23 protein-coding genes and 1 pseudogene are annotated in these 23,229 nt (G+C 67.8%); 14 read left to right on the top strand and 10 right to left on the bottom strand.

The features are described 5' to 3' along the window. Positions 1-40 precede the first annotated feature (40 nt). On the top strand, positions 41-523 hold the full coding sequence (locus NQV17_RS21130; protein WP_257773736.1) for a DUF3331 domain-containing protein: 483 nt from the start codon (positions 41-43) through the stop codon (positions 521-523). 21 nt (positions 524-544) lie between these two features. Here the strand turns inward: NQV17_RS21130 and NQV17_RS21125 are convergent, their stop codons facing one another. After that, positions 545-1,744 carry a GNAT family N-acetyltransferase gene (locus NQV17_RS21125; RefSeq protein ID WP_257773735.1) on the bottom strand — a complete coding sequence of 400 codons (1,200 nt, stop codon included), beginning with the start codon at positions 1,742-1,744 and terminating at the stop codon, positions 545-547. 230 nt (positions 1,745-1,974) lie between these two features. On the opposite strand from NQV17_RS21125, the gene NQV17_RS21120 reads away from it, so the two are divergent. Further along, positions 1,975-3,447 (top strand): PLP-dependent aminotransferase family protein, encoded by a 1,473-nt coding sequence (locus NQV17_RS21120; protein ID WP_257773734.1) that lies wholly within the window; start codon positions 1,975-1,977, stop codon positions 3,445-3,447. A gap of 51 nt (positions 3,448-3,498) precedes the next feature. On the opposite strand, the gene NQV17_RS21115 is transcribed toward NQV17_RS21120, so the two are convergent. Further along, positions 3,499-4,395, bottom strand: coding sequence for a LysR substrate-binding domain-containing protein (locus NQV17_RS21115; RefSeq protein WP_044843317.1), 897 nt, complete (start codon positions 4,393-4,395; stop codon positions 3,499-3,501). Positions 4,396-4,593: 198 nt separating this feature from the next. On the opposite strand from NQV17_RS21115, the gene NQV17_RS21110 reads away from it, so the two are divergent. The 5 genes from NQV17_RS21110 (at position 4,594) to NQV17_RS21090 (ending at position 8,721) form a co-directional block, all read left to right on the top strand. Next, a complete protein-coding gene (locus NQV17_RS21110) occupies positions 4,594-5,253 on the top strand; it encodes an RraA family protein (RefSeq protein WP_257773765.1) in 660 nt (219 codons plus the stop codon). Between the two features lie 28 nt (positions 5,254-5,281). After that, positions 5,282-5,962 (top strand): RraA family protein, encoded by a 681-nt coding sequence (locus NQV17_RS21105; protein WP_257773733.1) that lies wholly within the window; start codon positions 5,282-5,284, stop codon positions 5,960-5,962. Between the two features lie 3 nt (positions 5,963-5,965). After that, a complete protein-coding gene (locus tag NQV17_RS21100; protein ID WP_257773732.1) occupies positions 5,966-6,610 on the top strand; it encodes an RraA family protein in 645 nt (214 codons plus the stop codon). Then, positions 6,607-7,824, top strand: coding sequence for a pyridoxal phosphate-dependent aminotransferase (locus NQV17_RS21095; protein WP_257773731.1), 1,218 nt, complete (start codon positions 6,607-6,609; stop codon positions 7,822-7,824). The genes NQV17_RS21100 and NQV17_RS21095 overlap by 4 nt, the downstream gene beginning before the upstream one ends. A 90-nt stretch (positions 7,825-7,914) precedes the next feature. Continuing rightward, on the top strand, positions 7,915-8,721 hold the full coding sequence (locus NQV17_RS21090) for an alpha/beta fold hydrolase (protein WP_257773730.1): 807 nt from the start codon (positions 7,915-7,917) through the stop codon (positions 8,719-8,721). Positions 8,722-8,759: 38 nt separating this feature from the next. Here the strand turns inward: NQV17_RS21090 and NQV17_RS21085 are convergent, their stop codons facing one another. Continuing rightward, the gene (locus NQV17_RS21085) at positions 8,760-10,013 is read right to left on the bottom strand and encodes an MFS transporter (RefSeq protein ID WP_257773729.1); all 1,254 of its coding nucleotides are present in this window, start codon (positions 10,011-10,013) and stop codon (positions 8,760-8,762) included. Between the two features lie 141 nt (positions 10,014-10,154). On the opposite strand from NQV17_RS21085, the gene NQV17_RS21080 reads away from it, so the two are divergent. Together NQV17_RS21080 and NQV17_RS21075 are read left to right on the top strand one after the other, a co-directional pair. After that, a complete protein-coding gene (locus tag NQV17_RS21080) occupies positions 10,155-11,030 on the top strand; it encodes a LysR family transcriptional regulator (RefSeq protein WP_257773728.1) in 876 nt (291 codons plus the stop codon). A 244-nt stretch (positions 11,031-11,274) separates the two neighbouring features. Next, positions 11,275-12,876 carry a trypsin-like peptidase domain-containing protein gene (locus NQV17_RS21075; RefSeq protein ID WP_257773727.1) on the top strand — a complete coding sequence of 534 codons (1,602 nt, stop codon included), beginning with the start codon at positions 11,275-11,277 and terminating at the stop codon, positions 12,874-12,876. 189 nt (positions 12,877-13,065) lie between these two features. Here the strand turns inward: NQV17_RS21075 and NQV17_RS21070 are convergent, their stop codons facing one another. Further along, the gene (locus NQV17_RS21070; protein ID WP_257773726.1) at positions 13,066-14,034 is read right to left on the bottom strand and encodes a GlxA family transcriptional regulator; all 969 of its coding nucleotides are present in this window, start codon (positions 14,032-14,034) and stop codon (positions 13,066-13,068) included. A 492-nt stretch (positions 14,035-14,526) separates the two neighbouring features. Between NQV17_RS21070 and NQV17_RS21065 the strand changes: the two genes are divergently transcribed. The 5 genes and pseudogenes from NQV17_RS21065 to NQV17_RS21045 all read left to right on the top strand — a co-directional run. Next, positions 14,527-15,612: a helix-turn-helix domain-containing protein gene (locus NQV17_RS21065; RefSeq protein WP_257773725.1), complete on the top strand. Its 1,086-nt coding sequence runs from the start codon at positions 14,527-14,529 to the stop codon at positions 15,610-15,612. 181 nt (positions 15,613-15,793) lie between these two features. Further along, entirely contained in the window at positions 15,794-16,396 is a 603-nt protein-coding gene (locus tag NQV17_RS21060) for a J domain-containing protein (protein ID WP_257773724.1), read from the top strand. Between the two features lie 407 nt (positions 16,397-16,803). Continuing rightward, complete coding sequence (locus NQV17_RS21055; RefSeq protein WP_257773723.1) at positions 16,804-17,151, top strand: hypothetical protein; 348 nt, start codon at positions 16,804-16,806, stop codon at positions 17,149-17,151. A gap of 96 nt (positions 17,152-17,247) precedes the next feature. Then, positions 17,248-17,421, top strand: coding sequence for a hypothetical protein (locus NQV17_RS21050; protein ID WP_257773768.1), 174 nt, complete (start codon positions 17,248-17,250; stop codon positions 17,419-17,421). Continuing rightward, positions 17,418-17,673, top strand: a pseudogene (locus tag NQV17_RS21045) (MFS transporter); the annotation flags it as partial. The gene NQV17_RS21050 and the pseudogene NQV17_RS21045, both read left to right, overlap by 4 nt. Before the next feature lie 183 nt (positions 17,674-17,856). On the opposite strand, the gene NQV17_RS21040 reads toward NQV17_RS21045, so the two are convergent. The 6 genes from NQV17_RS21040 to cobA form a co-directional block, all read right to left on the bottom strand. Continuing rightward, positions 17,857-18,555 carry a fumarylacetoacetate hydrolase family protein gene (locus tag NQV17_RS21040; RefSeq protein WP_124903870.1) on the bottom strand — a complete coding sequence of 233 codons (699 nt, stop codon included), beginning with the start codon at positions 18,553-18,555 and terminating at the stop codon, positions 17,857-17,859. Between the two features lie 129 nt (positions 18,556-18,684). Further along, positions 18,685-19,626, bottom strand: coding sequence for a helix-turn-helix transcriptional regulator (locus NQV17_RS21035; RefSeq protein ID WP_044843331.1), 942 nt, complete (start codon positions 19,624-19,626; stop codon positions 18,685-18,687). A 202-nt stretch (positions 19,627-19,828) separates the two neighbouring features. Further along, positions 19,829-20,428, bottom strand: coding sequence for a uracil-DNA glycosylase family protein (locus tag NQV17_RS21030; protein ID WP_257773722.1), 600 nt, complete (start codon positions 20,426-20,428; stop codon positions 19,829-19,831). Between the two features lie 144 nt (positions 20,429-20,572). Then, entirely contained in the window at positions 20,573-21,616 is a 1,044-nt protein-coding gene (locus tag NQV17_RS21025) for a CmpA/NrtA family ABC transporter substrate-binding protein (protein ID WP_257773721.1), read from the bottom strand. Between the two features lie 5 nt (positions 21,617-21,621). Continuing rightward, positions 21,622-22,218 carry an ANTAR domain-containing response regulator gene (locus NQV17_RS21020; protein ID WP_044843334.1) on the bottom strand — a complete coding sequence of 199 codons (597 nt, stop codon included), beginning with the start codon at positions 22,216-22,218 and terminating at the stop codon, positions 21,622-21,624. Positions 22,219-22,389: 171 nt separating this feature from the next. After that, complete coding sequence (gene cobA / locus NQV17_RS21015; RefSeq protein WP_257773720.1) at positions 22,390-23,151, bottom strand: uroporphyrinogen-III C-methyltransferase; 762 nt, start codon at positions 23,149-23,151, stop codon at positions 22,390-22,392. Positions 23,152-23,229 lie beyond the last annotated feature (78 nt).

The following is a 23,229-nucleotide window of genomic DNA, read 5'->3' as shown; positions in this document are numbered from 1 at the left end:
GAGCGCGGCTCGTCTCAATCTTCACGGAATGTCGTCAAGCATGCCAAACGTTATCGAATGCCTGATCTGCGAGTATGTGTCGTACCACATGCTGGTAGCCGAAGAGCGGGACGCGATGCCGTTACCGGCAGACGTCGGGATGGCGCGGCCACAGGAGCGTGCCGATCGCGCGCCGACTCCGGAGCCTGTCGCACCGGGCGTTTCACCGTTGCGGCCGCAACTGTTCGTGTCGGTTCTGGAAGCGGGCGACGACGGCTTGCTGGTGCGCTGGAGCGAAAGCGGGCGCTGCCATTACGGCGAGCAACGCTGGCGCTTGCGCGTCGCGTTGCAGGCGGGCCGCTGCGCGATCTCCGGGCAGGCGATCGAGCCGGGCGAACCGGTGTACCGGCCGGTGCGGCGGCCGGTGCCGGTCAACGGCGACGAGATGATCCACCCCGCGTCGGTGCCGCCTGCGGCTGGCGCCGCGTGTCGCGCGGCACCAGCCCGCGGCGAGGCGACGGATCCGGTCGATGCCCCGGGCTGAGCGACCGGTTGCACTCTCGCGTTAGTTGAGATCCTTCCGGTACTGGATGAACCCCGCGTTGTTCGCGAGCTTGTCGTACAGCGCGCGGGCGGTCGTGTTGGTTTCGTGCGTGAGCCAGTACACGCGGCTTGCGCCGGCTTCGCGGGCCCGCTCGTACACGGCTTCGATCAGTGCGCCGCCCGCGCCTTGCCCGCGGGCGTCCGCCGCCGTGAACAGGTCCTGCAGATAGCAGTACGGCCCTTCGGTCCAGCACGAGCGGTGATAGATCGCGTGCACGATGCCGACCAGCGTACCCGACGCGTCGAAGGCGCCGAGCGCGAACATCGGTTCGGCGGGATCCATCAGGCGCGCCCATGTCGTCGCGAACACGGCGTCGCTCAGCGCGGTCTCGTAGAAAGTCTGGTAGCCCTGCCACAGCGGGCGCCACGCGGCTTCGTCGGCGGCCACGAGCGGCCGGACCGTGACGCGCGTCGCGTCGTTCGCGCGGCCGGCCGCATCGCGCGCACGCGCCCGCGCGTGGCGGATCGCGACGAGCGTCTCGCGCTGCGTACCGCTGGCGTCGAAGTTCTCCGGCGCGAGCCAGGCTTCGAACGCGGCGCGCACGTCCGGCCATTCGCCGTCGACGATCGAGAACCATGCCGTGTCGCGGTTGCGTCCCTTGTAGATGATCGCCTGCCGGAACGTGCCTTCGTAACGGAAGCCGAGCCGCGCTGCCGCCTTGCGCGACGGTTCGTTGAGGTCGTCGCACTTCCATTCGTAGCGCCGGTAGCCGAGCGTGTCGAACGCGTACTTCATCAGCAGGTACTGCGCTTCGGTCGAAATCGGCGTGCGCTTCAGTAGCGGCGAGAAGGTGACGGAACCGACCTCGATCACGCCGTTGGCCGGGTCGATGCGCATCAGCGCGAGCGTGCCGACGGCGCGGTTCGTCGCGCGGTCGATCACCGTGTAGTGCAGCGGATCGGCGCTGGCCGCCGCGCCGCGCGCGTAGTCGCGGTAGCTCGACTCGTCGGCATACGGACCGTGCGCGAGATAGGTCCAGTCGCTGCCGTCCGGCGCCTGCGCGTACGCGGCGTACAGGTCGGCGGCATGGCGGTCGGCGTCGAGCGGTTCGAGGCGGCAGTAGCGGCCCTCGAGCACGATGCGCTCCGGGCGAGGGCGCGCGGACCAGTCGGGAACGGGGTGGCCGATGGGCTGCTGGAAGTCGTTGGTGAGCGTGGACAAGGTCGATCTCGCTTCGGTTGGCGGCCGGCGACATGCCGGCATGCAGACGATCGTAGTCCCGGCGAGGTACCATGAGAAGCGCCAGCCGACAGCAAATTTATGGTGCCACGAAGGTGCTGCCGAGGTGCCACGAACGCGCCATGAACGCGCCATGAACGCGCCGCGCCGGTGCCATGCCGGCGCCGCGCTCGACGCGCGATGCCCCGAGGCTTCCACACTGCGATATCCCGATGACGACTGCCTTTCCTTCCGGCGACGCACCGCTGTTGCCGCTCGACGCGCCGCTCGCGCGCACGGCCGGCGCGCCTTCGTTGCAGCGGCAACTGCTGCGCCGCGTGCGCGACGCGATTCTCGGCGGCGCGATGCCGGCCGGCACGCGGCTGCCCGGCACGCGCGCGCTGGCCGAGACGCTCGGCGTGTCGCGCAACACGACGGCGGCCGTCTACGAGCAGCTCGTCGCCGAAGGCTTCCTGCAATCCGATCGCCGCGGCACACGCGTGGTCGGCCTGTCGCGGCCGGCCGCGCCGCGCCGGCGGGTCGCACCGCCGGCCGTCGCGCAGCGGCTCGGCCGGATCCGCCCGAGCCTGATCGGCACTGGCGAGTCGGAAGGCTTCCGGCCGGGCGTGCCCGCGCTGTCGCATTTCCCGGTGGATGCGTGGCGGCATGCGATCGACCGCGCGCTGCGCCGCGCCGGCCGCGACCTGCTCGCGTACGGCGACCCGCTCGGCGAACGCGCGCTGCGCGAGTCGATCGCGCGCCACCTGGCCGTGACGCGCGGCGTGCGCTGCGATCCCGAGCAGATCGTGATCACCGAAGGCGCGCAGGGCGCGATCGCGTTGTGCGCGCAGCTGCTGACGAACCCCGGCGACACGGTTTGGGTCGAGGAGCCCGGCTATCGCGGCGCGCGCACCGCGATGCAGGCGGCCGATCTCGACGTCGTGCCGATGCCGGTCGACGCGGAGGGGCTGCGCGCGGCAGACACGGACTGGCGCGAACGGACGCCCCGGCTCGTCTACACCACGCCGTCGAACCAGTTCCCGACCGGCGCGGTGCTGTCTATCTCGCGCCGGCTCGCGCTGATCGACGCCGCACGCCGGCATCGCGCGTGGATCATCGAGGACGATTACGACAGCGAGTTTCGGCATACCGGCGAGCCGATCGGCGCGTTGCACGGGCTCGCGGCCGATTCGCCGGTCGTCTATCTCGGCTCGTTCAGCAAGACGATGTATCCGGCGTTGCGGATCGGCTTTCTCGTGCTGCCCGACGCGCTGCTGGCCGCGGTGCGGCCGGCGTTGCCGGAGATGCTGCGCGGCGGGACGCGCCACGTGCAGCTCGCGCTCGCCGATTTCATCGAGACGGGGGAGTACGGGCGCCATCTCGGGCGGATGCGGCGGCTGTATCGCGACCGGCGGCGCTCGCTGCTCGCCGCGCTGGACGACGCGTTCACCGTGCCGCATCAGGTCGAGGGCGGGCCGTGCGGGCTGCATCTGGCGTTGCGGCTGCCGGCCCGTTATCGCGACCGCGCGATCGTCGAAGCGGCGCGCGCGCACGGGATCGGGCCGTTCCCGCTGTCGGGGTTCTCGATTCACGCGACGTCGCCGGCCAACGGGCTCGTGCTCGGGTTCGGCAATACGTCGGCCGATGCGTTCGCGCCGATGCTGCGGACGCTGTCGACGATCGCGCATCGGGTCGCGGGCGAGTGACCCGGCGCGCGGGTGACGCCGCGCGGGAAGCGGCACGATTGTCGCGCGTCGTTACTTTTTCAGCATGTCGAGCACGGCATCGACCATCGGATGATGCCGGTTCGTATTCCAGACAGCGGCCGCCGTCACGACCATGACCTTTTCCTTCAACGGCCGCACGACGACGTTCTCCGGCGCGAGCTTGCGGGTCGACGCAGGCACCAGCGCCACGCCCTGACCGCAGCCGACGTACGCAATCTGCGACGTCACCGAACGCACCTCGTGAATCACGCGCGGTGTCAGCCCATGCGTGCGGCAGACGGACGTCAACATGTCGAAGTAGACGGGGCTGACCTGTCGCGACGACATGATCAGCGGTTCGTCCATCAACGCGCGCAGCCGCACCCTTGGTATGGCCGCCAGCGGATGCTTCTTCGGCAACGCGACAGCGAGCCGGTCCTCGGCCATCGGCATCGTCGCGATACCGTTCGCTACCTCGCCATCGACGCGTGCAAAGGCGAGATCAAGCTCGCCGGCCTCCAGCGCCGGAATCGCGTCGACGCTGTCGATCTCGTTGACGAACACGGTCAGGTTCGGATGCGCGCGCTTGAGCGCGTCCAGTAGCGGCGGCACCGTGTCGAGCATCGCGGACGTGATCGCGCCGACGTGCAGCACGCCCGACTGGCCGGCCGCGACCTCGCGCACGACACGCTGCAGCCGCTCGGCCTGGCCGGCGAATTGCCGGACGGCCGGCAGGATCGCGGCGCCCGCCGGGCTCAGTTGGGTTCCCTGCCGCGAGCGGTAGAACAACTGGATCCTGAGCGACTGCTCCAGTACCTTGATCTGCTCGGTCAACGGCGGTTGCGACATGTTCAGCCGCTTCGCCGCGCGCCCGAAATGCTGCTCCTCGGCGACGGCGAGAAACATCCAGAGTTGCCGAATCAGCCGGTAGTCGATCGTGTTGCTCATGGCGGGTATGCCCGGAGTGAAGCAGCGCGGAAAATGCCGCGGGGGAGGGCGGCGCGGCGCGACATGGTGGTTGCCGGCCGCGCGCGACGTGAGGTTTTTCGTATTCCGGAAATCGTATCACGCAGATATGAAATACGAAATTTACTTGTCACGCTGCCGAAGCGACGATGGCTGCACTTGTCAACGGGAAACAGCATGATGAACCAGCCTTCCTTGCTCGAGCGCCTTGCGTCGCTCGACACCAATACCGTATCCGACGCGCTCGACTTTCTCGGCATGCCTGGCGCAACGGTCGGCCTGCGTCCACTGTGGAACTGCCCGAAGATCGTCGGGCGTGCCAGCACCATTCAACTCGGTCCGAAAGCCGATGCCAAACCGACCGTGCACCTGATCTCGCCGGTCATCGACGCGGTCGACACCGACGATCGCGTGCTGGTGATCGCCGGCGGCGTGGACGGAATTTCCTGCTGGGGCGACATTCTCGCGAACGCGGCGACCGCGAAGCGCATTCGCGGCTCGGTGATCGACGGCCTGAGCCGCGACATCGACGGAAGCGAATCGATCGGCTATCCGGTGTACGGACGCGGCATCACGATGATCAGCGCGCGCAACCGCGTGATCCAGATCGATTCCGGCACACCGGTGCAGATGGCCGGTGTGACCGTCCATCAGGACGATTACGTGATCGCCGACCGATGCGGCACGGTATTCATACCGGCGCGGTGCATCGAGGACGTGCTCGATCTCGGCGAGCGTATCGCGAAGCGACAGGACGGGATGGTCGCCGCCGTGCGTGCCGGCCGCCCGGTCGCGGACGTGATGCACGACAAGGAATTCGAAGCCATCGCGGTGCGCTGACCGCTCATCCTTCTAGCGGAGTTTTGATATGACGAATCCCAACAAGGCTGCGGCGGAAGACCAGGAACTGGTCGCGCTGTTCGAAGGGCTTGATACGCCCGGCGTTTCCGATGCGATGGACAAGCTCGGGCTGCACGGACAGGCGCTCGGCGTCATGCCGTTGGCCAACTACACGAAGGTCGTCGTCGGTCCCGCCTTCACGGTCAAGTACGTGCCCGCGAGCGTGCCACCCGGCACCGTCGGCGACTTCATCGACGATGTCGCGCAAGGCGACGTGGTCGTGATCGACAACGACGGCCGGACCGACTGCACGGTATGGGGCGACATCATGACCCAGTACGCCGGGCTGCGCGGCATCGCGGGCACCGTGATCGACGGCGTGTGCCGCGACGTGAACAAGGCGCTGGGCGACAACTATCCGCTGTTCACGGCAGGGCGCTTCATGCGGACTGGCAAGGACCGTGTGCAGGTCGAGTCGGTGAATACGACGGTCGCAATCGGCACCGTGCGCGTGGCGGCGCGCGACATCGTCGTCGCGGATGCGAACGGCGCCGTGATCGTGCCCCGCGGTCGAGCGCGCGAAGTCGCACAGGTTGCTCGCCGGATCGAAGAAGTCGAATCGCATATCCGCGAACAGATCGCACAGGGCAAGACGCTTGGCGAAGCGCGAGCGGCGCTGGGCTATCACACACTGCAAAGCAAGGCCTGAAGGATGAACCCGACCCAGACTTATGAGCCGGCGCTGCTGGAGCAGGCGCGCAAACTCGGCACCTCCACGTTGTTCGAGGCCTCGGGCCTGTCCACCGGCGCCGTCGATCCGGCGATCCGCACGGTGTGGCCCGGCGCGTCGGTCGCCGGTCCTGCCTTTCCGCTCGAATGTTCGCCGGGCGACAACCTTTCGATTCATATCGCGATGGAGCTGGTGCCGCGCGGCAGCGTGCTCGTCATCTCGACGGGCGGCTTCGTCGCCGGTTACTGGGGCGAGGTGCTGACGGTCGCCGCCGAAGCGGCCGGCGTGGCCGGGCTGGTCATCGACGGTGGCGTGCGCGATATCGCGGCGCTGACCGCACGGCGCTTTCCGGTATTCACGCGCGGCATTTCCATGCGCGGCACGATCAAGGCGAGCGCGCCGTCGGTCGGGCAGCCGATCAGCTTCGCGGGAACGCCCGTAGCCGCCGGCGATCTGGTCGTGGCCGACGACGACGGCGTGCTGGTGATTCCGGTCGCGCATGTCGAGGCGACGCTGGCCCAGGGGCAGACGCGTGCCGACAAGGAATCGCAAATGATGGACGCATTGCGGGCAGGGAGCAGCACGCTCGAGCTGATGGGCCTGACGAACTGGAGGAACGCACAATGAGCGCACCGATCGATACGCTGAACCGCTTTCTCGCCGCGGCACGGCCGTCGGCGACCTACAAGGTGATAGATCGCGTGGCCGCCCGGCGCGCGAGCGGTGCCGTGGTGATTTCGCTGAGCGCCGGCGAGCCGGATTTCGACACGCCGGAACACGTGCGGGAAGCGGGCATCGCCGCGATCCGCGCGGGCCACACGCGCTACACGCAGGTGGCAGGGCTGCGTGCGCTGCGCGAGGCGATTGCCGAGAAGTTCCGGCGCGAGAACAGCCTCGACGTGGACTGGCGCGACACGCTCGTGTGCAGCGGCGGCAAGCAGGTGATCTTCAATGCGCTGGCCGCGACGCTGAACGAGGGCGACGAAGTCATCGTCCCGGCACCGTACTGGGTCAGCTATCCGGAGATCGTGCAGCTGTGCGGCGGTCGCTCCATCACTGTCGCATGCGGCGCGGAAAGCGGCTTCAAGCTCACACCGGACGCGCTGCTGGCGGCGATCACGCCGCGCACGCGATGGCTGATCCTGAACTCGCCGTCGAACCCGACCGGCGCGGTGTATAGCCGTGCGGAGCTGAAGGCGCTCGCCGAGGTGCTGCTCGCGCATCCGCACGTGCTGGTGCTGTCCGACGATATCTACGAGCACCTGATTTTCGATGGCATCGAATTCTTCACGATCGCCCAGGTCGAGCCGCGGCTGCGCGAACGCGTGCTGACGATGAACGGTGTGTCGAAGGCCTATGCGATGACGGGCTGGCGCATCGGTTTCGGTACCGGGCCGCGCTGGCTGATCGATGCGATGGAGAAGTTGCAAGGGCAGCAGACGTCCGGCGCGTCGACGATCTCGCAGCACGCGGCGCTGGCCGCGCTGACGGGGCCGCAGGATTTCATCGCGCATTCCCGCGTCGCGTTCCAGCGACGGCGTGATCTGGTCGTCGAACAACTGAACCAGGCGCCGGGTTTGCGCTGCGATGTACCGCTGGGCGCGTTCTATGCGTTCGCGTCGTGCGAGGGGGTGATCGGCAAGACGACCCGTGCGGGCGTGCAACTGGCGAGCGACGAGGATGTGGTGAATGCGTTGCTCGACGAAGCCGGCGTGGCCACCGTGCACGGGAGCGCTTTCGGGCTCGGCCCGTACATCCGGATCGCTTACGCGCTCGACGACAAGTCCTTGCTGCGTGCGTGCACCGCGATCCAGGATTTCTGCCGGACGCTGACGGCCTGAGCGTCGTTGCCCGGCGTCTGTCATTCCACCCCGGTCGACCCTGTCGCGCCGGGGCGGGCGCTACACCATCCTTACCCGGAATTCGATTAGATGAGTGATGAGTTTTCCCAGTCGCGGTTGTCCTTCGCCGTCGACAGCACCGACCTGGATGTGTCGGCCATTCATCGCGGCGGCGAGTACGCGCCCGTCGTGTTTCTCCACGGCTTCGGCTCGACCAAGGAGGATTACGCGGACATCGTGCGCCATCGCGAATTCGACGGCCGGCCTTTCGTTGCATACGATGCGCCGGGCTGCGGTGAAACGCATTGCGCGGATCTGTCGAAGATATCGATTCCGTTTCTCGTCGAGACGGCGCTGAACGTGATCGACCGCCTGGGCTTCGATCGATTCCATCTCGTCGGCCATTCGATGGGCGGGCTGACGTCGTTGATGCTCGCACATCGGTATCCGCGGCGCGTGCTGAGCTTCGTCGACATCGAGGGGAACATCGCGCCCGAGGATTGTTTCCTGAGCCGGCAGATCGTCGACCATCCGCGCGACAGCGCCGAGCGGTTCTTCGACGATTTCATCGACCGCACCCGTCGCGCGCCGGCCTACGCGAGCGCGCTGTACTCGGCGAGCCTGCGTCACAAGGTGCGGGCCGAAGCGGTCGGGGCGATCTTCCGCTCGATGGTCGACCTGTCCGACAACGGCGACCTGATGCGCAAATTCCTCGGCCTGCCGTTTCCCCGGATGTTCATGTACGGCGCGCAGAACGCGTCGCTGTCGTACCTGAGCGCGATCGAGGCGCACGGTGTCGTTCTGTCGGAAATACCGGATTGCGGGCATTTCCCGATGTACTCGAATCCGGTGCTGATGTGGAAGGCGATCGCGAAGTTCCATGCGCGCGTGCGCTGACGCGATGCATTTGGTGGCGGCGCATGTCGTGGTGGCGCTTACCGCACGCGTTCCGCGCGCATGATCCGGTGCGCCGCCGCCAGGCCGAGCACGAGCAGCACCGCGACATACGCGACGACCGCGCTCCACGCACCGTGTTGCCAGAACGAGCCGCCGATCGAGCCCAGCACGCTCGACCCGAGGTAATAGGCCAGCAGGTAGAGCGACGCGGCGTGCCCCTTCGCGGAACCGGCGAGATGCCCGACCCAGCCGCTCGCGACCGCATGGGCGACGAAGAAGCCGATCGTGATCAGCACGATCCCGACGATGATCGCGACGAGCGAATGCGACAGCGTCAGCGCGAGGCCGGCCGCGAACACGAGCATGCCGCTGACGAGGACGGGCGCGCGCCCGAGACGGTCGGCGAGCGCACCGGCGCTCGACGAAGACACCATCCCGAACAGATAGGCACCGAAGATCAGCCCGCAGGCGGTCGCGCTCAGATTGAACGGCGCGGCCGTCAGCCGGAACCCGGCGTAGTTGTAGACGGTCACGAACGCGCCCATCACGAGGAAGCCGATCGCGAACACGAACGGCAGCCGCGCGTGATGCAGCTGCGCGTTCCACAGCCGCAGATGGTGACGCAGCGTCAGGTCGGTGCGCTTCACGAAGCGTCGCGACTGCGGCAGCAGCATCACGAACGCGACCGCCGCGACGAGGTCGACCACGCCGATCGTCAGCATCGCGGTGCGCCACGAGAAATACTCTTCGAGCGCGCTCATCCCGATCCGCCCGATCATGCCGCCGAACGCGGTGCCGCCGACGTAGAGTCCCATCGCCAGGCCCAGCCCGTCGGCGGCGATTTCCTCGGCGAGATAGGCCATCGCCACCGCCGGAACGCCGCCGAGCGCGAACCCTTCGAGCGCGCGCCAGAGCAGCAGCAGGTTCCAGTTCGGCGAAATCGCGGCGAGCAGGTTGAACAGCGCGGCCAGCGTCATCGACGCGAACATCAGCCCGCGTCGTCCGACGCGTTCGGACAGCGCGCCGGCGCACAGGATGGAGACCGCCAGCAGCCCGGTCGACAGCGACAGGGACAGCGAGCTCGACGCCGCGCCGATGTTGAACTCGCGTGCGAACGCGGGCAGCAGCGGCTGCACGCAGTACAGCAGCGAGAAGGTGGAAAAGCCGGCGAGGAACAGCGCGAGCGCGATGCGCTTGTAGGCTGCCGAGCGCGGCGACACGCCGGCAGGCAGCGCATCCGGCGCGGCGTTCGCGGCGCGATTCGTGGTGGGTGACATTGCGGGAGTGGACATGACAGGTGCCCGATGAGTCAGGGAATGCCCGAATTCTTGCGCACGCTCATGTATATGTCCAATATATGAAATGAACCGTAGCGATACGTTTTGCGACTGGCTTGAAAGCCGCTTCCGTCAACCCCGGAATCACATCAGCGCATGGAACTTCGGCATCTCCGATACTTTCTGGCCGTGGCGGCCACATCCAACTTCACGAAGGCCGCGGAAACGCTCGGCATGGGTCAGCCGCCGCTGAGCCAGCAGATCAAGGCGCTCGAGAACGAACTCGGCGTGGCGTTGTTCAAGCGGACCGCACGCGGCGCCGAACTGACCGTGGCGGGAGAGGTGTTCGCGGAAGAGGCACGGCGCGTGCTCGACGACGCGGAGCGCGCGGCGCGGGCGGCAAGACGCGCGGCGCGCGGGGAGATCGGGCAATTGCGGGTCGGGTTCACCGGGACGGCGGCCTTCAATTCGAAAGTGGCGGACCTGATTCGCCGCTTTCGCGAAGCGTTTCCCGATACGGATCTGACGTTGCAGGAGGCGACCTCCGGCGTGCTGCTCGACGCGCTGGCGGCCGGGCGGCTCGACGTCGCGATCGTGCGTCCGGAGCGCCGCATCGCGGACACGCTGCTGGCAGCGGACTGGGACGAGGAGCCGATGTTCGTCGCGATGCCGGTCGCGCATCGGCTCGCGCAGCGGCGTCGGATCGATCTGGCGGAGCTGGCCGACGAGGCGTTCGTGCAGGTGCCGCGCGAAGCGGGCAGCGCGCTGTTCGACGACATCGTCGCCGCATGCAATGCCGCCGGCTTCCAGCCGCGCATGGCGCAGCCCGCGCCGCAAATCGCTTCGGCGGTGACGCTCGTCGCGGCCGGGCTCGGCGTGTCGATCGTGCCGAAGGCGATCACGCAGGTGCAGGTCGCGGGCGTCGTGTATCGGCAGGTCGCGAGCAACGGGCTGCGCGCGAGGCTCGCGATTGCGTCGCGGCGCGACGATCCGTCGGCGGTGGTGCGCAATTTTCTGGCGCTGGCCTGGTAGCGCGCGACGCATTGCGTCGCGCCTCGCCGCCGCGTCGGGGGAATGTTCGGATTGACGAACCGCGAACTTTGTCCGGAACGAACGCTGTCGCGGTTCCGCCGCTGCCCGACCACCCGGCATGCGGGTTTCGATTCGTATGTTCCGGAGGTGGCGTGGACTATAAATGGAGGGGTGTACCGGTGCTTGTCGGGCGTCCGCGCGTCTCGCGCGGGTCGGCGCCGCGACTGCCCGGGGGAGGTGCACCGTGGTTCGCCAGACGCTTGCTCGCGCCGTGCTTCGCACCGCGTTGATCGGGGGCGTATTCGCCCTGGTTTTGGCGTCGCCGCCGGCCGCTGCCGGGACCGTCGCGCCGCCCGCCACGCCACCGGTGATGAAGAACAGGCCCGCCGCGCGGTCTTACTCGATGCCGGTCGACTTCTCGGCGATCGTCGACCGCTACGGCCCCGCGATCGTGACCATCATGACCGCGGCGACCGACCAGCAGGCCGGCGGGCCGTCCTTCGTGTACCTCGATCCCGACGATCCGCTTGCCGCGTTCTTCCGCCGCGGCGCGCCGCTGCCGCCCGCGCAAGGCGCGCAGGCGCCTGCGCCTGACACGTCGCCGCGCGCGATCGCGGGCATCGGCTCGGGCTTCATCGTCGGCGCCGACGGGGTGATCCTGACTTCCGCGCATGTCGTCGCCGATGCGACCGACGTGACGGTGCGACTGGCCGATCGTCGAGAGTTGAAGGCGACGGTGGTGACCGTCGATCCGCAGAGCGACGTCGCCGTGCTGCACATCGACGCGACAAAGCTGCCGGTCGTGCATATCGGCGATTCGTCGCGGGTGCGTGCCGGCGAACCGGTGATGACGATCGGCGCGCCGGACGGCTCGGGCAACACGGTCACGGCCGGCATCGTCAGCGCGACGTCGCATGCGCTGCCGGACGGCAGCGCGTTTCCGTTCTTCCAGACCGATATCGCGGTGAACCCCGACAACTCGGGCGGCCCCGTGTTCAATCGCGCGGGCGACGTGATCGGCATCGCGGTGCAGGTCTATACGGACGCCGACCGCTATGCGAGCACGACGTTCGCGATTCCGATCGCGCTCGCCATCAAGGTGCGTGCGCAGGTGCAGGCGCAGATGCGGGCCAATGCGCAGGCGGCGCAGCGCGCGTCGTCCGGCAATGCGCTGGGCGTCGACGTGCAGGATGTCGGCGTCGGGCTGGCCGCGGCGTTCGGCCTGCCGCGTCCGGCGGGCGCGCTCGTCAACGGCGTCGATGCCGGTTCGCCCGCCGCCGCGGCCGGCGTGAAGCCCGGCGACGTGATCGTGAAGTTCGGCGGCAAGCCGATCGGACGGTCGGCCGAGCTGAACGACCTGGCCGCCGCGTTGCCGCCCGGCGGAAAGGCGCCGCTGCGGCTGATCCGCAACCGCACGCCGATGATGCTGACTGTCACGGGAGCGGGAGCGGGGGCCGGGGTGGCGGCCGGCGACGCGATCGACAACGCGGCCGCGACCGGCAGCAGTGCGGGCAGCGCGGGCACGGTCGGCGCGGCTGGTGCCGCCGGCGTGGCGATGGCCGCCGCACGGTCGGCTGACAACGGTGATCGGCTCGGGCTGACGATGCATCCGCTGAGCGACGCCGAACGGCGCTCGACCGGGCTCGCGGTCGGGATGATGGTGGATGCGGTGCACGGGCCGGCCGCGAATGCGGGCATCCGGCCCGGCGACGTCGTGCTCGAACTCAACGACACGCTGCTCGAAACGCCGGACGACGTGCAGGCGCTCGAAGCGAAAGGCGGCGTGATCGCCGTGCTGATTCAGCGCGAGAACGCACGCAAGTTCGTGTCGGTGCGGGCGCGGTAGGGTGTCGACGGGGGCGCGGGGAAGAGCGGCGGCGCTCCGTCGATTCGTCATGTGGACGACGCAGCGCATCCGACGGCTTGACCGGAAACGGCGAACAGGTTGCGACGCGCTTCATGGGCGCCCCTGATCGCGACGACGCGCAACTCGTGGCACCGGAATCGAGCGCACGTCGGCGGATGTACGTTGCACTCACGCAATGCCAGCGGTCGCATCGTTACGCATGCGATATTCAGTCGGCGTTGTCGACAGGTATTTCCGGAACAGCCTCGCCAGTTGGGCGCCACTGTTGATGCCACAGCGACGCGCGACCTTGTCGACCGGCAAGCTCGATTCCACCAGCATCCTGCAGCTCATGTTCAAGCGCGCGCGTTGCAGGTAGTCGGATGGCGTCATGCCGATCTCGCTCTTGAACCTCCTCAGGAAGTTGCGCTCGCTCATGGCCGCAACTTGCGCCGCAGCATCGATCGAGACGGGCCGGTCGACGTTCGCCTCCAGCCAGCGCGCCGATGCCGTGATCTGCTCGCTCACACGTGGCGCCTTGCTCGCCGCAACGAACGCATCCGACGGTGCAGGCGCCGGCATTACCAGAGACCCGGACACACGCCGCGCGAGTTCGCCGCCCAGGTCGTATTCGACCATGCGCAACGCAATGCGAATGGCGTCAGGCTCGCCGCCCGGCGACCTGGCGGCATGCGTGTCGGGCGTGTCGTTGGCGGCACGAAATGCGCTCGGGAGACCTGCTGCATCGAGAAGAAGCTTTCCGTCAGCGATCGGATGAACGGTTTCGCATAGCGGATGCTGGCGGCGTAGCCAATTAATCAGCCGCTTGTCGCGACAGGCCGGAGGAGCAGCCGCTCCGCCTGCGACGAACATGATCTGCTTGCCTTCCACGCGCCGCCGCGAATCGATGCTTTCCGTCCAGACGAAGACCGATGAAGAGGCGGCAATTCTGCCGCCAGCAGCGGACACCAGCGATACGTCATAGCGCGCCTCGCCGGACGGACGAGCTGTGGTCAGCGCACTTGCCTGATGAAAAATCTCGATGATCGCCGCGACGTCGTGCAGTGCAAATCCGTTGGACAGCACAATGTCGACTCGGGTCGGCGCCCCTGCGGCGGGCATCCGCGAGCGAGACATGGTGGAGTGCTCAGATTCCATCGGTGATTCCCCAAGGATGTTGTTGACCGGCAGCGGCCCGCTTCGGGCTCTGCAACTCGAAGCCGTTGACGCATGCCTTACAGGCGGCCTTCGGCAACCATCGCGTGGCCGGATTCGACAGCCTGTGGTCGCCTGAAACAGGCAAGTACCCGCGGACATGCGGCGCCGAGAATTCTAGGAAGGGCGGTCGGGTCGGCTTGACACTCCGTCTCAAAAAAAACGGAACTTCTATCGGATGCGCAGGGCCCGGTCGAATTGCCGGAAGCATGAGCGATCGGGGCCCGCCTTCGCGCAGGTGGTGAAATCGCGATTCGCAAACGATTGCGTGATGCTGAAGAAGCGGGAGGAGGGGCGCCGTGTGCTACGGGAAAGCACGTACTGGTATGCTTCGCATGCTGCACTAGCGCGTTCCGGGCGAGCTCTTGGATCGATATGGCGTTCAGGAGTGCTGGGCAGATCAAAGCCGGACGAAAATCAGCGAAGAGCGCCGCATTGAACGACGACCTACTACACACAGCGATACCGCCAGGCCGCCTGTTGTTGCCGCCGGAGCGGCCGGTGCTCGCGCCCGGCATCGTGCACAGCAGTTTCAGCGTTCAAGGCGACGCCCGTCGAAGCTTGCTGGCCTGGCAAGAGCGCATGAGTCCCGTCTACGACATATTGCCTTCGTCGAAGCAAGCCGAGGATACGTTCGATGCATCGATGTCTCGTTACACGATCGACAATCTGAGCATCTTCGACTTTCGCACGGGGCCGAACCTGGCCGTGCGATCGTTGGGTCGGGTTTCGACCGAGAGCGTGCGGGACGTCTCGTTCAGCATATACCTTGAAGGGGCGCCGGGGCAGTTCCTGGGCGGCAAGCCACGGTCCGACGCGCCGCACGTGCCGCACGTGCCAAGTATCCTCGCCCTGGACATGGATCAGCCGTGCACGGTCCGGAGTTTTCATGGCCGGATACTTCTCCTGTTTGTGCCACGCGCACTGGTGGAAAAGTCATTCCCCGATGCGGCCTCGCTGCATGGCCGCTGGATTCACGCTACCGATCCTCTGACGCGCATGCTGATCGAGCATGTGGTGGCGCTCAATAAGACCATCGTCGGACTGAGCAAGGATGAAGCGCATCGGTCCTTGCTCACGGCGGTAGAGTTGATCGTTGCAGCCTTCTGCCGCCGGGCGGGTCTTGCCGGCAATGCCCGCGCGGCGGTCCGCGCTGCTGTATACGGGCAAGTGCGGCGGCACGTCGAGGCAAATCTGCATGATCCAAATTTGTCGCCCGACAGCGTGTTGGCGTCGCTTAATCTCTCACGCGCCAGCGTGTACCGCATATTCGAGCATGAAGGGGGCCTCGCCGCTTATATCCGCAACCGCAGGCTGCGAATGGCGGCCGATGAACTGGTGCGCTTTCCCCATGTGGAGGTACAGGACGTTGCCTCGGGGTTGGGCTTCAATGATGCATCAAGCTTTACTCGTGCATTCCGTCGCGCCTTCGACATCTCGCCACGAGAATTGCACGAGTACGCACCGTTGTTCCAGCATGGAGATACAAAACGGGAGCGCTTCACGAAGAGGCAGGGTTGAACGGATTGGCTCGTCGACTGTGACGAACCTGGGCGGGAGCATGTGTTTCGATAGCCGCTCGAAAGCGGCGCCCCTGACCTGCACTCAGGGTGTCCAGAACCTGGTGAATTCTCGACCCGACGGATGGGCGCCGCGGCGACATGCTACGATCAACGCGATCCGACTTTCATCCGGACGCACCATGACGACAATGTATGAATTGCTCGGTGTGTGCGAGAACGCCACCGACGAGGAAATCAAGCGCGGCTACCGAAAAGCAGCGATGAAAGCGCATCCCGACCGCAATGTCGGGTGCGAAGCGGACGCGCATGCGCGATTTCAGGAGATCAAGGAGGCGTACGCGATTCTCTCGGACCCGAAGCTGCGCCGCGTCTATGACACCGTTTACGCAGAGGAAATGCTCCGTCACGCACGGCTTCGCGAAGAAGAGGAGCGCCTGAAGGCGGAGCGCGAAGCGGAATATGCGCGGTTCGTGGCATTGGCGATGCGCTTCGCCGAGCAAGGGCACAACCGCGACGTCGTGTTCGGTGTTCTGCTCGGCCGTGATTGCGAGGTTCAACTCGCCGAGCGCATTGCCGGCAGCGTGGTCGAGCTGCATGCGTCGCGCCAGCCGGGCGCATCGCGGGACGGGCAGCGTGATCAGCAGATGCCGCAATGCGACGAGAGGGCGACACAAGAGGCATCGGAGCAGGCGCCAAAGAGCGACGCGCGAAGGAGTGACGAACACGCGCATACGGACTTTTTCAGCGCTCTGTGGCACGGCGTGTTCGGGCTGCGCCAGTGAGTCCTGGTGGGGGACCGGTTTTGCGAAGGCGGAACTCGACCGCGATCGGTGCCGTCTTCAGGGATGTTCTTCGATCGACTGCTTTATGAATTGACGGCTAGTTGGGCAGGATTCGGCTGCGGATTCAACCCGTCGATGCAACGAATTGATGAAATTGCTCGATCGGTGTATCGAAGTCTAGTGTCTTTCGGGGACGTTCATTGAGCTGCGTGGCTACAGGGTTGAGCTTTCGCAGACGCTTCGCGACTGCGTAGCCAACCAAACCGATTGATTGACAAGCGTTCATAACCGCCGCGAGTTTCGGTCAGTCGTTGGGCCATGGGTGCCCGGATCGTAGACGATCAATGCTCTGCCGATCAACGATGCATGATCAACTGACGCGGCGTCTGGATTGATTCGAACATGGGATGTCGGAGATGTATAGAAAATTGGTACGCGTGCTTGCCATAGGCCTGATTGTGACGCAGGATTGTTTTGCGCTGACGGTTGACGAACTGATGCGCGGTCTGGATCAAGCACTTGGCGACAAAGCATCTTCTACTACCCAACTCGCCGCCTACGTCACCGGCTACGTTCATGGAAGCGCAGAGTACGGGCGGACACTGGGGCTCGTCTGTGACGAATCTGGGCTGCGTTCAACGAACGACGAGCTGCGAGCGGTCCGAGTCTATGTGGGCGCTAATCCAGACCAATGGCGTGACGGTGCACAAATATTGATTAATCGCGCGCTCATGTCACCCCGGTGTCACCATTGATCGGTGCCTGCCGCACCTGACGGGCATTGGCTGAGGCTGTGTAAAAACGCGTTCGATCACCGAGACTGAATCAACCCGTTCCGATGAGAGGCGACGATGGGGCGATTTGTCGTTGCCATCGACAGCAGCGAGTTCAAGGCGGTCAACATCCGCGATCAGAACTTTACGCCCAACAAGATCGAGAGGCGTCAGGAACAGATCAAGCAAAGCATTCAGCGTTACCTGGATGCACTTGAGACGGCCCGGCTGCACCGCGACACGCAACGCTGATCCTGCTGTGCGCGTTCTCGGTGCTGCCGTTGAGCCCGTTCCTGCCGTCGCTGCCTGCGATCGCGCGCGACCTGCACGCCGACAATGCGCTCGTCGCGCTGTCGCTCGGCGGCTACGCGGCTGTTGCCGCGTAGCTCGAGTTCGTGATGGGGCCGCTGTCGGACCGGTTCGGGCGGCGGCCGATCATGCTGACGAGCCTCGGCATCTTCACGCTCGGGGTCGCTGGGCTGCGCGATGGCGACCAGTCCACGACGATCGCGCTGGCGGCCGCGGTGTGCGTACGAATCTTCGACGCCCGCGAACGGCGCGCGTGATCGACGCGACAGGATCGGCATGCCGATCCGGCGCGATGCGATCGCTGCCCGGATCGGCAAGGAGCGACCCGACGCGACAGCCGTCGGACCGACTGCGCGTCGCATGCGCCCGCGCGATGCCTTACGGCTTCGCCCCCATCACGAACTCGAACGTCGCGACGCCGTCGACACCACCCGTCACGCGGTCGCCCGGCTGCAGCGCGCCGACGCCGGCCGGCGTGCCGGTGAAGATCAGGTCGCCGGCCTTCAGCTCGACCGAGCGCGACACGTACGCGATCACGTCCGGCACGGCCCAGATCATGTCGGCGAGATCGCCTTGCTGGCGCGTTTCGCCATTGACCGCGAGCCAGATCCGGCCGCTTGCCGGATGGCCGGTCGCGGTCGCCGCGCGCAGCGCGGTCACGGGGCCCGACGCGTCGAAGCCCTTCGCCCAGTCCCACGGCCGGCTCAGCTTCTTCGCTTCGGCCTGCAGGTCGCGGCGCGTGAGGTCGACGCCGACGCCGTAGCCCCACACGTGCGACAGCGCATCGGCCGGGTCGATCGACCGGCCGTCCTTGCCGATCGCGACGACCAGCTCGATTTCATGATGGAGGTCGCCGGTCAGCGGCGGATACGGGACGGTGCCAGCGGCCGGGACGATCGCGTCGGCCGGCTTCGTGAAGAAGAACGGCGGCTCACGGTCGGGATCGGCGCCCATTTCGCGTGCGTGGTCGGCGTAGTTGCGGCCGACGCAGAACACGCGGCGCACCGGAAAGCGTGCGGACGACTGTTCGACTTCGACGGAAGGACGCTCGGAAGCGTCGATGACGTATGCGGACATCGGATGACCTCGTTCGATGAATAGACGGATGCCGTTGCCCGCGCAATGCGCCGCGGGCCGGCATGCATGGAACGATACCCGACGCATGCGCGCCGGGATGCGACGCAACTGCGCTTTAACCGGACAAATCTACGCGTCGCCGGCCGTCGGCGCTGCGTCGGCGTCCGGCAGCGCGGCGTTGGCATCCCGGTACGCCTTCGGCGACACGCCGACCCGCGCGCGGAAGCGCCGCGCGAAATACCCTTCGTCGCGGAAGCCGACCGAGCGCGCGATGTCGGCGATGCGCCGGCTCGTATGCGCGAGCAGCGACTGCGCGAGCGCGATCCGGCGCTCGGTCACGAGATCGGTGAAGGTGCTGCCAGTTTCCTTGCGCACCAGGTGCGCGAGGTAGTTCGGCGACAGGAACGCGGCCTCGGCGGTGGCCGCGAGCGTCAGGTCCTCGCGGGTCAGGTTCGCGCGCACGTGGCGCAGCACGCGCGCGAGGGCGTCGCGCCGGCCCGCGCGCTGGGCGCCGCGCTGCGCGAGCTTGTCGAGCGCGCCCGCGTACTGCGTGCAGACGAGGCCGATCAGCTGCAGCAGGTAGCCGCGCAGCAACGTGGTCGAGCCGAAGGTGCGTACGCGGTCGGCATCGAGCATGCACAGCGCGAGGCGCCGCGCCTCGTCGAACGCGTCGCCGGTCAGGATGAAGTCGAGATGTTCCTGGAAGCGGAACGGCGTCAGCTCCGGAAAGCGCTGCGCGGGGACATCCTCGAGATCGAGCGGATCGACGTCGAGATCGGCGCGCAGGAACGCCTGGCTGAAGTTGATGACGATGAAGTGCGCGCCTTCCGGATGCGGAATCAGGTGCTCGCGGTGCGGCAGCACGAACGCGAGCGCGCCGCGCGGAAACGGCCGCGTGACGCCGCCGATCCGCTGCTCGGTATCGCCGCCGAGGTTGAACTGGATCTGGAAATACGCGTGCCGGTGCGGCTCGGTGATCGCCTGGCGCGACGCCTGGTCGCGGATGTAGAAATCGAGCCGGTCGCTGCGTTCGGGCATCCCGTACAGGCGCGGCGGGGCGGTGGAGGGCATGAAGGATTCTGCTGTTCGTGACGCGGTTGAGCCGCGATGGTACAGCGAACCGAGCGCGGCCGGAATCCGCAGGCCGATCCGCGCAGGCCGGACGGGCGGGGACACGCTCCACCCGGCCCGGTGACCCGCGATCAGGCGGCCGAACAAAGTCGATGTCGTTCCGGTTCGTCGCGACAGGGAGCAGGGGCGCGGCCGGTTTCCGTCAGCCGGCGATCAGCGGCGCGACGCGGCGGCGCAGTTCCGGCACGACCTCGGCATCGAACCACGGATGGTGCTTGAACCATGCCTGGTTGCGCGGCGACGGATGCGGCAGCGGCAGCACGTCGGGGCCGTAGTCGCGCCACGCGTGCACGGTGTCGGTCAGCGTCGCCTTGCGCGTGTCGCGCAAGAAATGCCGCTGCGCGTACTGGCCGATCAGCAGCGTCAGCCGGATCGACGGCAATTCGGCGAGCAGCCGGTCGATCCACAGTGGCGCACATTCAGGACGCGGCGGGTTGTCGCCGCTCGCGCCGCGGCCGGGGTAGCAGAATCCCATCGGCACGATCGCGAAGCGGGTCTCGTCGTAGAACGTGTCGGCGTCGACACCGAGCCAGTCGCGCAGCCGCTTGCCGCTCGCATCGTCCCACGGGATGCCGCTCGCATGGACGCGTGCGCCGGGCGCCTGCCCGACGATCAGGATGCGGGCGTCGCGATGGGCGCGCACGACGGGGCGCGGGCCGAGCGGCAGGTCGGCTTCGCAGGCGCGGCACGCGCGAATTTCGGTGAGCAGCACGTCGAGCGGCGTGCGCGTTCGTTTCGGCATCGATTCTGGACGGGGACGGAGTGGCGGCGCGGATGCAAACGCGTCCATGCGGCGCGGCGAGCCGGAGCGGACCGGCGCATCGCGTCAGGCATTCCGCGGGGCGCGGCATGGTGCTGCGCGGCGGCCCCGGCATCCGTGCCGGGATCACCTGTCCGCCGCACCGCCTTCGGCGACCGCAGCATCATACAACGCAGTCTGCGCGATCGCCGCGGCGATCGCCACGTCGTCGTGCGTGCCCTCGAGCATGCCCCAGCGGCGGTATTGCAACAGGAACCACCGGCCTTCCTGCGGATCCGGCCGGTTCACGGCGCCGCCGTCGTGGAAGCGGATCGGCAGCGGCGGCTGGGCGAACGGCCCGGGGCCGTAGTCGCCGAGCAGGCGCGGTGCGATCAGCCGGGCCGGCACGCCGAGCGCATCGGGCGACGCGAGCCAGCCGGCCGCGTCGCGACGGTGCGCGGCGCTGTCGAGCCACGCGCACGCATCGACGAGCGTGCGGATCAGCGCGCGCGCGGTGGCCGGATACAGCGCGACGAAATCGCGCCGGGCCGCGAGCACCTTCTCCGGATGATCGGGCCAGATCTCGCTGGTGACGGCGACGGTCCGGCCGGCGCCGCACGCTTCGGCCACCGCGTGCCACGGCTCGCCCGCGCAGAAGCCGTCGAGTTCGCCGCTCGCGAGCGCCGCGACCATCTCGGGCGGCGGAATCACGACGCTGCGCACGTCGCGCAGCGGATCGATGCCGTGCGACGCGAGCCAGTGGTTCAGCCACATCGCATGTGTGCCGGTCGGGAAGGTCTGCGCGAGCAGCGGCTTGCGGCCGAGCGTCGCGAGCGCCGCGCGGACGTCGCCGCTTGCGCGGTAGGCGTCGGCGAGGCCGCGGGCGAACGTGATCGCCTGGCCGTTGCGGTTCAGCACCATCAGCGCGGCCATGTCGGCCTGCGGGCCGCCGATGCCGAGCTGCAGCCCGCACACGAGCCCGTACAGCGCGTGCGCGGCGTCGAGTTCGCCGCTCAGCAGCTTGTCGCGCACGGCGGCCCAGGACGGCTGGCGGCTCAGTTCCAGCGTCAGGCCGTGGCGCGCGCCGAGATTCAGCTGCTGCGCGACGATCAGCGGGGCCGCGTCGCTCAGCGCGACGAACCCGAGACGAAGATGCGCGCGTTCCGGCGCGGCGGGAGGCGAAGGGTTCATGGCATTCATGACGGTTGGGTCGCATCGAGCAGTTGCCGCGCGACGTCGACGATGCGCAGGCCCTGGTCCATCGCGCGCTTGCGCAGCAACGCATACGCATCGTGCTCGGACAGCCTGCGCTGATCCATCAGCAGGCGCTTCGCGCGATCGATCAGCTTGCGTTCGGCGAGCTCGCGCTCGACGTCGGCGAGCCGGCGGCGCAGCGCATCGTCGTGCGAGAAGCGCGCAAGCGCGACTTCGAGGATCGGTGCGAGGCGCTCGGCCGACAGGCCCTCGACGAGATACGCGCTGACGCCGGCGCCGACCGCCGCGTGAATCAGCGCCTGGTCGGCGTCGTGGCTGAACATCAGCACGGGGCGCGGCGCAGTCGCGTGCATCACGGCCAGTTGCTCGAGCGTGTCGCGCGACGGCGAATCGGTATCGATGATCACGACGTCGGGGCGCTGCTCCTCGACGGCCGCGGGCAGGCGCGCGGGCGTCGCGACGTCGTTGAGCATCTCGTAGCCGAGGCGCGCGAGCGCGTCGCCGAGTTCGCCGATCGGCTTGTCGGTGTCGGTGACGAGCAGCACGCGCAGGCGTGCGGGCGGGGCGGACGAACTCATGACGCGAACGGGGACGGACCGGCTTCGGTACAAGGGTTGAGCGGGGGTTGCGGGGTGCGGGCGGAAGTCGATGTACCCGGAACCTCGCGCATGCATCCCCGGCAGCCGGCGTGAACGCGGCCGCGGTGAGCGGAACGGGCGTGCGGACGGTGCCGCGTGACGTGACCCATGCTACGCCGCCCGCGACAGGAGTGCCTCGCCGGCGACGTCGGTGCACTGCACGGCGGTTTCGCCGATCGCCGCGCCGACCAGCATCACGGCCGGGCTGCCGAGCCCGGCTGCCGCGACGCCGCGCGCGAGGCCGCCGAGCGTGCCGGTCCAGCGGCGCTCATGCGGCGTGCCGGCCCACTGCACGGCGGCGGCCGGCGTCGACGCGGGCAAGGTGGCGAGCAGGCCCGCCGCGATGCTGTCGACGCGGCTCATGCCCATGTAGATCGCGAGCGTGGTGCCGGTCGCCGCGAGCGCCGCCCAGTCGGGTTCGCCGTGGTCCTGGCGATGTGCGGTGACGAACGTGACGCCCTGGCAGTGCTCGCGGTGCGTGAGCGAGATGCCGAGGCTCGCGGCGGCCGCGAAGCCCGACGAGATGCCGTTGACGATGTCGACGGGAATCGCGGCGGCGCGCAGCGTCGCGAGTTCCTCGCCGGCGCGGCCGAACAGCAGCGCGTCGCCGCCCTTGACGCGCACGACGTGCGCGCCGCGCAGCGCGTAGCGGCGCATCAGTTTCTCGATGAACGCCTGCGGCGTGGAGCGGCAACCGCCGCGCTTGCCGACGCGGATCACGCGCGCGTGCGGCGCGAGTTCGACGATGCCGGGCGCGACGAGATCGTCGAGCAGCAGCACGTCGGCGGCCGCCAGTGCCTTCACGGCCTTCAGTGTGAGGAGATCGGGATCGCCGGGGCCGGCGCCCAGCAGCGTGACTTTTCCAGTCGTCATGTCGTGTTCCAGTGCCGCGTGCGTGCGGCGATCGATAACGCATGGTTGCTTGCGGCGGCGGCGGGCGGTCGACGCGAT

The organism is Burkholderia sp. SCN-KJ, assembly GCF_024656005.1.
Classification (GTDB): domain Bacteria; phylum Pseudomonadota; class Gammaproteobacteria; order Burkholderiales; family Burkholderiaceae; genus Burkholderia.
Note: the sequence above shows the minus strand (reverse complement) of the source record. Positions and strands in the feature narration are given on the sequence as shown.